The organism is Streptomyces marokkonensis, assembly GCF_008312835.1.
Lineage (GTDB): Bacteria > Actinomycetota > Actinomycetes > Streptomycetales > Streptomycetaceae > Streptomyces > Streptomyces marokkonensis_A.
Map to the genome: position 1 here is coordinate 1 of NZ_VSKS01000003.1, position 13,831 is coordinate 13,831.

General features: G+C 72.9%; 9 protein-coding genes. 5 read left to right on the top strand and 4 right to left on the bottom strand.

Annotated features, from left to right (window positions below; translation table 11 throughout):
* Window positions 1-395: 395 nt before the first annotated feature.
* Window positions 396-944, bottom strand: a complete 549-nt coding sequence (locus tag F1615_RS05585) for a MarR family winged helix-turn-helix transcriptional regulator (protein WP_149547771.1) — start codon at window positions 942-944, stop codon at window positions 396-398.
* Between the two features lie 122 nt (window positions 945-1,066).
* Between F1615_RS05585 and F1615_RS05590 the strand changes: the two genes are divergently transcribed.
* Entirely contained in the window at window positions 1,067-2,341 is a 1,275-nt protein-coding gene (locus tag F1615_RS05590) for an MFS transporter (protein ID WP_149548208.1), read from the top strand.
* Between the two features lie 13 nt (window positions 2,342-2,354).
* Here the strand turns inward: F1615_RS05590 and F1615_RS05595 are convergent, their stop codons facing one another.
* Window positions 2,355-4,010: an ATP-binding SpoIIE family protein phosphatase gene (locus tag F1615_RS05595; protein WP_149547772.1), complete on the bottom strand. Its 1,656-nt coding sequence runs from the start codon at window positions 4,008-4,010 to the stop codon at window positions 2,355-2,357.
* Between the two features lie 172 nt (window positions 4,011-4,182).
* The gene (locus F1615_RS05600) at window positions 4,183-5,562 is read right to left on the bottom strand and encodes an NAD(P)/FAD-dependent oxidoreductase (RefSeq protein ID WP_149547773.1); all 1,380 of its coding nucleotides are present in this window, start codon (window positions 5,560-5,562) and stop codon (window positions 4,183-4,185) included.
* Window positions 5,563-5,938: 376 nt separating this feature from the next.
* Between F1615_RS05600 and F1615_RS05605 the strand changes: the two genes are divergently transcribed.
* Window positions 5,939-6,688, top strand: a complete 750-nt coding sequence (locus tag F1615_RS05605; protein WP_149547774.1) for a TetR/AcrR family transcriptional regulator — start codon at window positions 5,939-5,941, stop codon at window positions 6,686-6,688.
* A gap of 641 nt (window positions 6,689-7,329) precedes the next feature.
* Here F1615_RS05605 and F1615_RS05615 read toward each other — a convergent pair.
* Window positions 7,330-9,453, bottom strand: coding sequence for an asparagine synthase-related protein (locus F1615_RS05615; RefSeq protein ID WP_149547776.1), 2,124 nt, complete (start codon window positions 9,451-9,453; stop codon window positions 7,330-7,332).
* A gap of 737 nt (window positions 9,454-10,190) precedes the next feature.
* Between F1615_RS05615 and F1615_RS05620 the strand changes: the two genes are divergently transcribed.
* From F1615_RS05620 to trmB, 3 genes are all read left to right on the top strand, one after another.
* Window positions 10,191-11,615: an MFS transporter gene (locus tag F1615_RS05620; RefSeq protein ID WP_149547777.1), complete on the top strand. Its 1,425-nt coding sequence runs from the start codon at window positions 10,191-10,193 to the stop codon at window positions 11,613-11,615.
* A gap of 68 nt (window positions 11,616-11,683) precedes the next feature.
* Entirely contained in the window at window positions 11,684-12,919 is a 1,236-nt protein-coding gene (gene lhgO, locus F1615_RS05625; protein WP_149547778.1) for an L-2-hydroxyglutarate oxidase, read from the top strand.
* Between the two features lie 33 nt (window positions 12,920-12,952).
* On the top strand, window positions 12,953-13,801 hold the full coding sequence (trmB, locus tag F1615_RS05630; protein ID WP_149547779.1) for a tRNA (guanosine(46)-N7)-methyltransferase TrmB: 849 nt from the start codon (window positions 12,953-12,955) through the stop codon (window positions 13,799-13,801).
* Window positions 13,802-13,831: the final 30 nt, after the last annotated feature.

Sequence of the window (13,831 nt, forward strand, 5' to 3'; positions counted from 1 at the left end):
GGCGTTGACTTTTGGCACGCTGTTGAGTTCTCAAGGAACGGACGCTTCCTTCGTACTCACCCTCTCGGGCTTTCCTCCGGGCGCTTCCCTTCGGTGTTTCCGACTCTATCAGATCCTTTTCTCGACCTGACCCCCAGTCAGCGGGGTTTGTCTTCCCGGCCGTTGGGCCGTTCCGACGTCTCAAACCTTAGCGGCTCTCTCCGTGTTTCCCAAATCGGGAGTGGGAATTCGAATTCGGGCACGCCGAAATCGATCCCGCTGGGAGGTCGTGCTGAGGTTTTGAGTGCCGCAGTCGCGGCGGAAGGTGCTGCCGCAGAACCGTTACGGCCCCGTGGCAACCCGGAGAACTCTACGGATCGGCAGGGCGACTGTCAACCACCCCCGGCCAAGATCTTTCAGTCGAGGTCGGTGAGCCGTCCGCCGGCGTCCGGCTGGGCGTCCTCCACCCGCCGCAGCAGGCGAGTCAGGACCTCTCCCAGGGTGGCCCGCTCGTCCGGGTCGAGGTCCTGGAGGAGGTCACCCTCGAAGACGGTGGCCATGCGCATGGCCTCCTGCCACTTCTCCCGGCCGGCCGGGGTGAGCTCCACGATCACGCGAACCCGGTTGGTCTCGTCCCGGTCCCGGGTGACGAGGCCCTCCGCGACCATGCGATCGATGCGGTGCGTCATGGCGGCCGGTGTCAGACCCAGGCGCTTGGCGAGGTCGCTCGGGCCCATGCGATACGGGGCGCCGGAGAGGACGAGGGCCTTGAGGACCTCCCAGTCGGCGTTGGTGATGCCGAGCTCGGCGGTCTGACGGCCGTAGGCGACGTTCATGCGGCGGTTCAGCCGGGACAGCGCGTTGACGATCTTCTCGACCTGGGGGTCGAGGTCCTGGAACTCGCGCTGGTACGCGGCGATCTGCTCTTCGAGTGTCGGCTCGCCGAGGCCGGAGGTGTCACCCATGCCCGCAGTATGGCACGTCCCTCCTTTGCCTTGAAGTCCTTCTCTGTGTAGTCTTTAGCATCGAACTTTAGCTTCTAAGTGTTCAGGTCTAACTAGTGAGAGAGGTGAACGTGACCAGGGCGATGGGCGCAGCGATGCGCCGGATCCACGTGGGCAACGCACTCAGCGCTTTCGGGCTGGGCTTCACGGTCCCGTATCTGTACGTCTACGTGGCGCAGGTGCGTGGGCTGGGGGCCATGACGGCGGGACTCGTGCTCGCCGTCTTCGCCGTGGCCGCGCTGATCGTGCTGCCGTTCGCCGGGCGTGCCATCGTCCGGCGGGGTCCGCTGCCGGTGCTGCTCGTCGCCCTCGTCACGGCCGCGGTCGGCGCACTGGGCCTGGGGTTGTCGGGCAGTGCGGCGGCGGTGCTGCTGTCGGCGTCGGCGCTCGGTGCCGGGCAGGCCGTCATGCAGCCGGCGCTCGCGACGATGATCGTCGACTGCTCCACCATGGAGACCCGGTCACGGGCGTTCGCCACGCAGTTCTTCCTGCAGAACCTCGGGCTCGGCGTCGGCGGTCTCATCGGCGGACACCTGGTGGACCCGACGGAAGCCGGCTCGTTCACTCTCCTCTTCTCCCTCGAGGCGGCGATGTTCCTGCTGCTGGTCGTGGTGATGGCGACGGTGCGGATGCCGCACTCGCCGCGCATCACGGACGCGCCGCGGCAGTCGGCCAGGGCGGGCTGGAAGGAGCTGCTGGGCAACCGGGCCATGGTGCAGCTCTGTGTGCTGGGCTTCGTGCTGTTCTTCGCGTGCTACGGACAGTTCGAGTCCGGGCTGAGCGCGTACGGTGTCGAGGCCGCCGGGATCTCCACCTCCGCGCTGGGCACGGCGCTGGCCGCGAACACGCTGGTCATCGTGGTGGCGCAGTTCGCGGTGCTGCGGTTCGTGGAGCGGCGCAAGCGGTCGCGCGTGATCGCGTCCGTGGGGCTGATCTGGGCCGTGGCGTGGGCCGTGGCCGGGTACGCGGGGCTCGGGAACGGGAGCCAGACGATGGCGACCGCCGCCTTCATCTCGACGTACGCGCTGTTCGGGCTCGGGGAGGCGATGCTGTCGCCTACGCTCGCGCCGCTGGTCGCCGATCTCGCGCCGACCGGGATGGCCGGTCAGTACAACTCGGCGTTCGCCCTGGTGAAGCAGCTCGCGCTGGCCGTCGGTCCGGCGGTGGGCGGCCCGCTCGGCGCCTCGCTGCACGCTCCGTACATCGTGGTCTTCCTGCTGTTCTCGCTCGGCATCACCGTTCTGGCGGTGCGGCTGGGCAGGCAGCTCACGGAGGTGCAGAACCATCCGTCGGCGGTGCGCAGCCGTGTGGTGGCGCAGGGCGGCGCGGCGGCGGGACAGGCTCCGGCGCACGCCTGAGACAGGCGCGTCCCTAGGGGGCTGTCCTCGTCGGCCCCGGCAGGAGGAATTCGCACCAGACCGCCTTGCCACCGCCCGGAGTGCGTCGGCTGCCCCAGGTGGAGGCGATCGTCGCGACGATGGCGATGCCCCGGCCGGACTCGTCGCCGGGTTCCGCGCGGCGGCGTCTCGGCAGGTGGTCGTCGCCGTCGGTGACCTCGATGATCAGGCGGCGGTCGGTGCGGCGCAGACGCAGCCGCATGGGGGGTGTGCCGTGCTGGAGGGAGTTGGCGACCAGTTCGCTGGTCGCCAGGACACCCAGGTCGTGCAGTTCCACGGGGAACCGCCAGCTGGTCAGGACGCCTGAGGCGAAGGCACGCGCGCGTGGCGCCGCCTCGACACCGCCGAGCAGTTCCAGCGCGGCGTTGCGGAAGAGCTCGCTCTCCGCTCCCTTGCGGGCCGGGTGCTGGAGGACCAGGACGGCGACGTCGTCGTCGTGGTCCGGGGTCACGCCGGCCGAGCGGACCAGGCGGTCGCAGACGACCTGGGGGCTGCCGGTGGCTCCGGCCAGGGCGCGCTCCAGGGCGGCGATGCCCTCGTCCAGGTCCTCGTTCCGCCGCTCGACCAGGCCGTCCGTGTAGAGGACGGCGGTGGAACCGGGGCCGAGGGGAACGGAGCCGGAGGAGTGCATCCAGCCGCCGGTGCCCAGCGGGGGGCCGGTCGGTTCGTCGGCGCGCTGGACGGTGCCGTGCTCGTCGCGGACGAGGATGGGCAGATGGCCGGCGGAGGCGTACACCAGGCGGCCCTCGTTGGGGTCGTGGATGGCGTACGCGCAGGTGGCGATCTGGTTGGCGTCGATCTCCATGGCAAGGCCGTCGAGCAGCTGGAGGACCTCGTGCGGCGGGAGGTCGAGCCGCGCGTAGGCCCGTACGGCCGTACGAAGCTGTCCCATGACCGCCGCCGCCCGCACCCCTCGTCCCATGACGTCGCCGATGACGAGGGCGGTGCGTCCGCCGCCCAGTGTGATCACGTCGTACCAGTCGCCGCCGACGGCGGCCTCGGTGCCGCCGGGGTGGTAGGTGGCGGCGATGCGCAGGTCGTCGGGCTCCTCGAGCTCCTGCGGGAGGAGGGAGCGCTGGAGCGTGACGGCGGTCTCGCGCTGCCGGCGCTCGCTGGCGCGCAGGCGTTCGGCGGCCTCGGCGTGGTCGGTGACGTCGGTGGCGAAGATCAGCACCCCGCGGCCGTCACCCTCGGCGACCGGGGTGCAGGTGAAGGTGTACGAGCGGCCGTCGGGGGCCTTGCGCGACTTCACCGTGCGGGGCTTGCCGCTGCGCAGCACCTGGTCGAGGAGGGGCAGCAGGCCGAGTTCGTCGAGTTCGGGGAGGGCTCCGCGCGCGGGGGCGCCGATCGGCCGGATGCCGAAGGCCGCCGTGTAGGCGTCGTTGACGTAGGCGATGCGGTGGTCGGGACCGTGGACGAGGGCGACGAGGGAGGGGACGCGGTCCAGGACCTCGCGCACTCCGAGCTCGTCGACGGCGGGCACGGGCCGCACGTCGTCGGTGAGTCGTTCGGCGCGGGCCGCGGGCACGGAGCCCTCTCCCCGCCGGTCCGGGGAGACCGTCTGCTCGGTCCGCGCTGCGGCGCGGCGCTGCGTTCCGGGGAGCCGGGCGCTCCAGCGCGTGAAGTTCACGAATCCTTGCCTCGTGTAGTTGTCGGCGGCCGGAAACCGGGACCGGCCGGGGCCCCGGGGGCCGCACCGGGGTGGGCGGGGCCCGCCCGCGGTGGTGGACCAGTCTGGCAGGGTGCCGACCGGGCCGACATCCCTCAGACGCCGGGCCTGTCGCTGAAGTTCCTGGGTCCGGTCAGGACGACCCCTTCGGGTTGTGCGGGGGGTCCTGAGAAGGCTTTCCACCGGCCGCCAGTTCGAACTCCGCACGGGGGTGCTCGAGTGACCCCAGGGAGACGATCTCCCGTTTGAAGAGCCCCGCGAGCGTCCATTCCGCGGCCACCCGTGCCTTCCGGTTGAAGGTCGGGATCCGGCTGAGGTGGTAGGTGCGGTGCATGAACCAGGCGAGGTAGCCCTTGAGCCTGCGCCCGTACACCTGGGCGACACCCTTGTGCAGGCCCAGGGAGGCGACGGAACCGGCGTACTTGTAGGCGTACGTCTCGAGCGGTTCGCCCCGCAGGGAGTGCAGGACGTTGTCCCCGAGGACGCGCGCCTGGCGGAGTGCGTGCTGCGCGTTGGGAGCGCACTCCCGCCCCGGCTCCCGCGCGGTGACGTCGGGCACGGCGGCGGCGTCCCCGGCGGCCCACGCGTGCGCGGCACCGTCGACGGCCAGTTCGGCGGTGCACTTCAGCCGCCCTCGGCCGTTCAGCGGCAGGTCGGTGGCGGCGAGGACGGGATGCGGCTTGACTCCGGCGGTCCACACGACCGTGCGGGTGGGGAAGCGCGACCCGTCGCTGAGCACGGCCACCCGGTCGGCGCAGGACTCCAGCCGGGTCTCGAGACGGACGTCGATGTTGCGCCGGCGCAGTTCGGTGACGGTGTACCGCCCCATCTCCTCCCCGACCTCGGGCAGGATCCGCCCGGACGCCTCGACGAGGATCCACCTCATGTCCTCCGGCCGGATGTTGTGGTAGTACCGCGCGGCGTAACGGGCCATGTCCTCCAGCTCGCCGAGCGCCTCGACCCCCGCGTAGCCGCCCCCGACGAAGACGAACGTGAGGGCGGCGTCCCGGAGGGCGGGATCTCGGGTGGAGGAGGCGATGTCCATCTGCTCCAGCACGTGGTTGCGCAGACCGATGGCCTCCTCGACGGTCTTGAAACCGATGGCGTGTTCGGCGAGCCCGGGGATCGGCAGTGTGCGCGACACGGAGCCGGGGGCGAGCACCAGCTCGTCGTAGGCGATCTGCCGCCCTCCCGTTCCCTCCTCGTCGGTGGCGAGGGTGCTGATGGTCGCGGTGCGCTTCGCGTGATCGATGGCGGTGGCCTCGCCGATGATGATGCGGCACCGGTCGAGAACCCGACGCAGTGGTACGACGACATGGCGAGGAGAAATGGCCCCGGCGGCCGCTTCGGGGAGAAAGGGCTGGTACGTCATGTACGGGTCCGGAGAGACGACCGTGATCTCGGCCTCGCCCCGCCCGAGTTCCCGTTTCAGCTTCCGCTGGAGACGCAGGGCCGTGTACATCCCGACGTAGCCGCCGCCGACAACGAGAATGCGCGCACGTTCCTTCACCATCCCATGACGCACCCGCCGCTTGCGTTTGTCCACAGCCTCGACGGATTGTGTGACCGGACGTTCCCGTCCCCCGGGGTTGGCCGATTCTCCGACCCTCACGCCGTAAACGCAGGTCAGCATGTATGAAACCGCATCCACCCCGGGGTACATTCAGGACGTATACGACTCGTGCTCCGATCGAGGGGCGCTCCGTGCGGAACCTGCCCCTTCTGAATTGACCCCCTCTCAACTATGTTCATGTGTCGACGGGGTGCAGGAGACGTGCTCTTCGGGTCCGTGACGGGCGGAGCCGACCAGCAGGGCCGGTTCCACGCCCCGGACATCGAATGGCGGGGAGAAGTCTCCGGGGGGAGACGTCATTACCGGGGGAATACATATGCATGTTCAGGGCTCTCATTGGTCTTCCGCCGTCGCGACCGGCGGCGCGCTGAGCGCGTCCACGGGCGCCTCGCGCGCGGACGGCGGGCGTACGACACCGCTGCGCGTGGACGCCCAGCGGAATCTGGAGCACGTGCTGCGTGCCGCCCGCGAGGTCTTCGGCGAGCTGGGCTACGGCGCTCCGATGGAGGACGTGGCACGCCGGGCACGGGTCGGTGTGGGCACGGTGTACCGGCGCTTCCCGAGCAAGGACGTCCTGGTGCGGCGGATCGCCGAGGAGGAGACCTCCCGGCTGACCGAACAGGCACGTACGGCGCTCGGCCAGGAGGACGAGCCGTGGTCGGCGCTGGCCCGCTTCCTGCGCACGTCGGTCGCCTCGGGCGCGGGGCGGCTGCTGCCGCCGCAGGTGCTGCGGGTGGGCGTGGCGGAGGAGCGCGGTCTGACGGACCACGCACGGCTGCCGCAGCAGCGGACGCAGGGGGCGGGTGAGCTGCGGCTGGTGCCGGAGCGGCCGGTGGGCGGCGCGGCGGAGGACGACGCGGGGGCGGCGCAGCTGCTCGATGTCGTGGGGCAGCTGGTGGACCGGGCCCGGGCGGCGGGGGAGCTCCGGCCGGACGTGTCGGTGGCGGACGTGCTGCTGGTGATAGCCACGGCTGCGCCGTCCCTGCCGGATGCGGCGCAGCAGGCGGCGGCGTCGGCGCGGTTGCTGGACATCCTGCTCGACGGGTTGCGGTCGCGGCCGGCGTGACACGCGGGTGCGCCTGACGGGCGCGGGGCGCTTCTCGCAACCTGACGTTGGCGCCCCGTCGGCCAGGCAACAGAGCCCGGCGCTGACGGAGTGCCCGGCGTTGGTGTGGTCCGGCGGATGTTCGCGCGGCCCGGCGCCTACGGGGCGCCGTCGCGCCCACCCTCCCCCACTCTCGACTCCTCCCCCACTCTCGGCTTCGCTCGAGCGGGGGGACCCCCATGAGCGGGGGGACCCCCATGAGCGGGGGGACCCCCATGAGCGGGGGGACCCCCATGAGCGGGGGGACCCCCATCGCCCCTGGGGGCACCTCCCAGGCCCTCAAGGCACTGGGGGAGGCACGACTGCCCGCGGAAGCGGGGGCCGCGGGAATGGCGCGGGGCCCGCGGGAGCGGCATCGGCCGCCTACGGCGCGGCATTGGCCGCCTACGGCGCGGAGGGGACGGGGCGGGGGTGTGCGCCCGCAGCGGCTGGTGCGACTCAGCGCCCCGCACCTCCACCGAGAGGCCCGATCGCACCAGTCCGAGGACGTACACCCCCGACCCGGCCCCGACCCACCCACCGGCAGAAGGCGCTACCCAAGCCCCCACCGGAGGGACAGCTGCGCCGCAGGCACGGGGACGTCGGCCCCCACCGCAGGGGTGTCAGCGGGTGCCCGCCGCGCCCGCGCCCAGCGCGCCCCGCTGCGGGGCGATCCCGCCCGGTACCGCCCGCTGCCGCGCCGGCGTCCCCGTCCAGCAGGTCCCGCGGCGTGCCAGCAGCCGCCGCAGCCACACCTCCAGGGCGACCAGGTCCGCCAGACCGTCCAGCGGCAGCGGCTCGCCCTCCGCCGCGCCCCGCAGGGCCTTCCGCACCACCCGCGCCTCGACCAGCCCCGCCTCCGCCAGCAGCGGCGTGTCGAACAGCGACATCAGCGAGCCCGCCGCCACCCGCAGCCCCGTCCGTGCCGCGGCCGCCGAGGTGGCCGCGCCCGGCGCCCCCCACCCCGCCGGCAGCTCCCGCACCCCCGCCCCCTCCAGCACCGACCGCAGAATCGACGCCCGCGCCCCGGGCTGCACCCGCAGTGCCTCCGGCAGTGCCCGGCACGCCCGCACCACCTGGTTGTCGAGGAACGGCGCGTGCAACCGCTGCGAGCGGATCTCGGCCGCCTGCTCCAGCACCCGCAGATCCGCCGCGTGCCGGGCCAGCGCCGCCCGCGCCCGGAAGTCACCGGGCCGCTGCCCCGGCCCCACGTCCGACCGCCGCGTCGACGCCTGGAGGCGAACCGATACTTCAGCCAGCGCCTCCCCGGTCAGCCAGCGCGCCGCCGGCCCGGGTCTCCCCCAGGTCAGCGCGGCCAGCGAGGCATCCGCGGCACCCGGCCCGTCATCGTCCAGCCGCCGGTGCAGCAGCCGCTCCGCGAGGTTCTCCAGGCCCGCCCGGTACGGCGTACGCGCGAGCCGCCGGGCCGCCGCGTACACCCGCGCGGGCACCATCACGGACCCGTCCGCCTTCGCCAGCGCGGCGACCGGCCGCACGAGATGCCGCCGCTTGCGGTCCATCAGCAGATCGGCCAGCCGCGCCGGATGCGCGTCCAGCACCTGCTTCGCCCCGTACCCGGTGAAGTGGTCCGCGCTCCCCGCCGCCAGCCGCGCCCGGTGCCGGGCCGCGGTCACCAGCGAGGGCCCGGGCTCGTCCGTCAACGGCCCGTCCAGTTCGACGTACGGAAGCGTCGACTCCTCACCGGCCACCACCACATGGTGCAGCCGCGGATTGGCGGCGAGCGCCCCGGCCCGCTCCAGTTCGCCCTCGTCGCGCCCCCCTGCCGCCCCGCCGGCCGCGAGGTCGTTGAAGGTGACGGCGAGCAGCCGCTCCCCCGCTCCCGTGCCGTGCCCCAGCACGGTCCCCGGCATCCCCGGCAGCCCCGCCGCCAGCAACGCCAGCGCTCCGGACGCCGGCCCTCCGGACAGGTCCGCCCCGATCCCCGGCACCGGCGTCCCCCGGGCCGCACGCCGCTCGGCGGGCCCCATCCCCGGCACGGGCCCGGGATCGATGTCGGCGCCCGGGACGTGCCGAGGGGCGGCCAGCCGGGTCCGTACGGCTTCCACCAGCGCGTCCCGCACCGCGTCCACCGCGTGGCCGGGATCGGCCGCCGGGGCGGCGACGGCGAGCGAGGCGACGGGTTCGTACCCGGCGATCTCGCGCGCCCCCGCGCGGAGGATCAGCGCGTGCCCGGGCGGGATGCGCTTCACGCCGTCGTACGGCGTGGAGTCGTGCAGCGCGGCCGGTACGTCGGGTGCGGCGAGCAGCGCGGCGAGGTGCCCGAAGTCGAGGTTGGCCTCGATGAGGTCGGCGAGGGGCAGCGCCGCGGTGGCGTACGCCGTACCGCCCGCCCAGGGGGTGTAGAACACCGGCCGGGCACCGGCGAGGTCGCCGCACACCGTGACCCGGCGCCCCACCCGCACCACCGCCGTGTAGCTCCCGGCCCAGGCGGTCAGGTGCCGCAGCGCACCGCCCCGCGCGGCGAACAGCGCGACGCGCAGCTGTTCGTCGGAGGCCCCGCACGTGCCGAGGACGGCGATCCGGGTCTGTTCGTCGGCCTTGACCACCCGTACCTCGTCGGGGCGCCAGTCACCGACCGCCCAGAGCGGGTCGGGGTCGCCCCACAGCAGCTGGGATCCCACGGGGTGCACGGTCTCGCCGTCGACGCCCGTGGCGCCGGCGGAGCCGGTGGGGCCGAACCCCATGGCTCCCGCGGCGGTGCTGCTCCATCCCACCAACCACCGCATCGCCGCCTCCACAGACTGTGGACAACCAGTGCACCGTACGAACCGGTTCCCCATGCTGCCATGAAGGAGGGGCTCAGGAGGGGTGCCGGAACCGTATGTGCTCCGTCGAATGCGCCCCGGCGGATACACCCACCCTCGCACATCCCGACCCCACCCCGGACCGAACAACCGCGCGGCACAAGGAGATCGCGGCGCAGGCGCCACGCAACACACCACGCCACCGCGACGCGAATGCGCCCCCCGGGTGCGCCCCAATAACCCTCAACGCGCCGTCAACTACCAGGCTAGAGGCGCCGATACACCCGAAAGAGTGGGGTCGATTTTCGGCCAATTCGGAGCGGTGAGGCCAGACTCGAACACGCTCCGTGCATGCTCTGCGCACCGCTGAGCGGTGCGCAGTCCGGGAGACGGAACGCGCCTCCCGGACCGTTCCGCCGCCCGCGGGGATGAAGGCGGCGGTGTCCCCCAGCCCACTGGATCCAGTACAGCGGGCCGACCCACGCACCGACCATGGAACCGCTCCCGTGATGGCCGGAGAAGAGCGCACACACAGGCGCACGGCCACACACCGGGAGCACGCCGCAACTGCGCGTATCGGACCCGTACTTCAGTACGGACCACAATCCCGCCATCCGGAAGAATGCCCCTTAACGCTTGGGATGCGGCGAACTACGCTGGGTTTACGAATGCCGCGTGGTTATGCCAGCGCGGCAGCCGTCTGTGTCGAGGGGTGGCGCATGTCCAGGGAGCAACGCGGGCCGAACGAAAAACTCGGCGCCGTTCTCGCCCTCGCGGGAATCAGCAACGCGGGCCTCGCGCGGCGCGTCAACGACCTTGGCGCACAGCGAGGACTGACACTTCGCTACGACAAGACGTCGGTGGCGCGCTGGGTGTCGAAGGGAATGGTGCCGCAGGGCGCGGCTCCGCACCTGATCGCCGCCGCCATCGGCCAGAAGCTGGGCCGTCCGGTGCCGCTCCACGAGATCGGCCTGGCGGACGCGGATCCCGCACCCGAGGTGGGCCTCGCCTTCCCCCGTGACGTCGGACAGGCGGTGCGCTCCGCGACGGAGCTGTACCGGCTGGACCTCGCGGGCCGCAGAGCCGGCTCCGGCGGCATCTGGCAGTCGCTCGCCGGATCGTTCGCGGTGAGCGCATACGCAACACCCGCCTCACGGTGGCTGATAACCCCGGCCGACAGTTCGGTGGCGCGTGAGGTGAGCCCCGCCGACGGCTCCGGCGCACCGCTCAAAGTCGGCCACAGCGACGTGCAGAAGCTGCGGGAGGCCGCCGAGGACGCCCGGCGCTGGGACTCCAAGTACGGCGGTGGCGACTGGCGTTCGTCGATGGTGCCCGAGTGCCTCAGGGTCGAGGCGGCCCCGCTGCTGCTCGGCTCCTACTCCGACGACGTGGGCCGCTCGCTCTTCGGCGCCGCGGCCGAACTGACCCGCCTGGCCGGCTGGATGGCGTTCGACACGGGCCAGCAGGAGGCGGCCCAGCGCTACTACATCCAGGCCCTGCGCCTGGCCCGCGCGGCGGCCGACGTCCCCCTGGGCGGCTACGTACTGGCCACGATGTCCCTCCAGGCGACCTACCGCGGCTTCGGCGACGAGGGCGTGGACCTCGCCCAGGCCGCCCTGGAGCGCAACCGTGGCCTGGCCACCGCCCGCACCCTGAGCTTCTTCCGCCTCGTCGAGGCACGCGCACACGCACGCGCGGGGGACGCGCAGGCGGCCGGCGCCGCCCTGAAGTCGGCGGAGAGCTGGCTCGAGCGGTCCCGCCCCGGTGACAGCGACCCGACCTGGCTCGGCTTCTACTCCTACGACCGTTTCGCCGCCGACGCGGCCGAGTGCTACCGCGACCTGAAGGCACCTCGCCAGGTCCGCCGCTTCACCGAGCAGGCGCTGTCCAGGCCGACCGAGGAGTTCGTGCGCTCGCACGGACTGCGCCTGGTCGTCTCGGCGGTCGCCGAACTGGAGTCCGGCAACCTGGACGCGGCCTGCGAGCAGGGCGTCCGCGCGGTCGAGGTGGCGGGCCGCATCTCGTCCGCCCGCACCACCGAGTACGTCAAGGACCTCCTGCACCGTCTGGAGCCCTACGGCGACGAACCCCGCGTGGTCGAACTGCGCGAACGCGCCCGCCCGCTCCTGATGACGACGGCCTGACACCACCGGCGGGCGGCCCCCGGCGGGCCGCCCGCTGCGGCCGTTGTCAGTGGCACGGTGCACTATCGATGCGGGAGGTGGTGCAGGTGGTGGTGGCGCGGTCGTACGACTGTGACGTGCTGGTGATCGGCGGCGGGATCGTCGGCCTGTCGACGGCGTACGCGATCAGCCGCGCGGCTCCGGGCACCCGGGTGACGGTGCTGGAGAAGGAGCCGGGTCCGGCCCGGCACCAGACGGGCCGCAACAGCGGCGTCATCCACAGCGGCATCTACTACCGCCCCGGCTCCCTGAAGGCGCGGTACGCGGTGCGGGGCGCCGCGGAGATGGTCAAGTTCTGCGCGGAGTACGACATCCCGCACGCCGTGACGGGCAAGCTGATCGTCGCCACGGCCCGCGAGGAGCTCCCCCGCCTGCACGCCCTGGCCCAGCGCGGCCGGGAGAACGGCATAGCGGTCCGTGAGCTGTGCGGCGCGCAGATCGCGGAGTACGAGCCGCAGGCCGACGGCCTGGCCGCCCTGCACGTGGGCACCACCGGCATCTGCGACTTCGCCGCGGTCGCCCGCCGGCTGGCGGAGGCGTCCGGCGCGGAGGTCCGCTACGGGGCACGGGTGGTACGCGTCGACCGCCGCCCCGACCGGGGAGTGGCCGTCCTGACGGCCGGCGGCGACGTCGTGCGCGGGCGGGTGCTGGTGAACTGCGCCGGTCTGCACTGCGACGAGATCGCCCGCCGCACCGGCGACGATCCCGGCGCCCGGATCGTGCCGTTCCGCGGCGAGTACTACGAGCTGGCCAGGCCGGAGCTGGTGCGCGGTCTGGTCTACCCGGTGCCGGACCCGGCGTTCCCCTTCCTCGGTGTCCACCTCACCAGGGGCGTCGACGGCAGTGTCCACGTCGGCCCCAACGCGGTACCCGCGCTCGCCCGCGAGGGCTACGACTGGCGGACGGTGCGGCCGCGCGAACTGGGGGCGACCCTGTCCTGGCCGGGTTCCTGGCAGCTGGCCCGCCGCCACTGGCGGTACGGCACCGGCGAACTGCACCGCTCACTGTCCAGGAGGGCCTTCACCCGGGCGGTGCGCCGGCTGCTGCCCGCGGTGCGGGAGGACGACCTCGTGCCGACGGCGGCCGGGGTGAGAGCGCAGGCGGTGCTGCGGGACGGCACCCTGGCCGACGACTTCCTGATCCAGGAGGCCCCCCGGGCGGTACACGTGCTGAACGCGCCGTCCCCCGCGGCGACGGCGTCCCTGCCGATCGGGCGCGAGATCGCGCGGCGGACGATGGCGCAGCTCACGGCGCAGGGACGGTGAGGGCCCTCCGGGTCCCCGTAAAATCGAAGCACTGTGTCTGACTCCGTGAGCACCCCCGAAGCACCGCACCCCGCCCCCACGCCCGGTGCGTCGATCCGCCGTACCCGGGCCAAGGGGGAGCCGCGGTTCCCGGACGGACCGAAGGCCGATCCGGCCGGATCGCACTTCGAGCGGCGGATCCGCAGTTTCCAGCCGCGCCGCAGCCGCGTCACCACCGGCCAGGCGGACGCCCTGCAGCGGCTGTGGCCCCTGTGGGGTCTGGACATCGACGGCAGCGGGCCACTCGACCTCGCCGGGTTCTTCGGCAACGACAACCCGGTCGTCCTGGAGATCGGCTTCGGCATGGGCGAGGCCACCGCGGCGATGGCCGCCGCGGACCCCGCCACCAACATCCTCGCCGTCGACGTCCACACGCCCGGCCAGGGCAACCTCCTCAACCTCGCCGACCAGCGCGGCCTGACCAACGTCCGGGTGGGCAACGGCGACGCGATCATCCTGCTGCGCGAGATGCTCGCCCCCGGCTCCCTGGACGGACTGCGCGTCTACTTCCCCGACCCGTGGCCCAAGAAGCGGCACCACAAGCGCCGGCTGATCCAGCCGGACTTCCTCACCCTCGCCGCGGCCCGGCTGCGGCCGGGGGCGGTCGTGCACTGCGCCACCGACTGGGAGCCGTACGCGGAGCAGATGCTCCAGGTGCTGACCGCGCACCCCGCGTTCGAGAACACGCAGGCGGACGGCGGTTTCGCGCCGCGCCCCGGGTTCCGTCCGCTCACCCGTTTCGAGGGGCAGGGACTGGACAAGGGTCATGTCGTGAACGACTTGCTCTTCCGCCGCGTACGGCACGAGGAGCGGACCGGGCACCGGGCCGGAGACCGAGCCTGAGACCGGGTTCCGGCCCGCACGCAGTCCTTC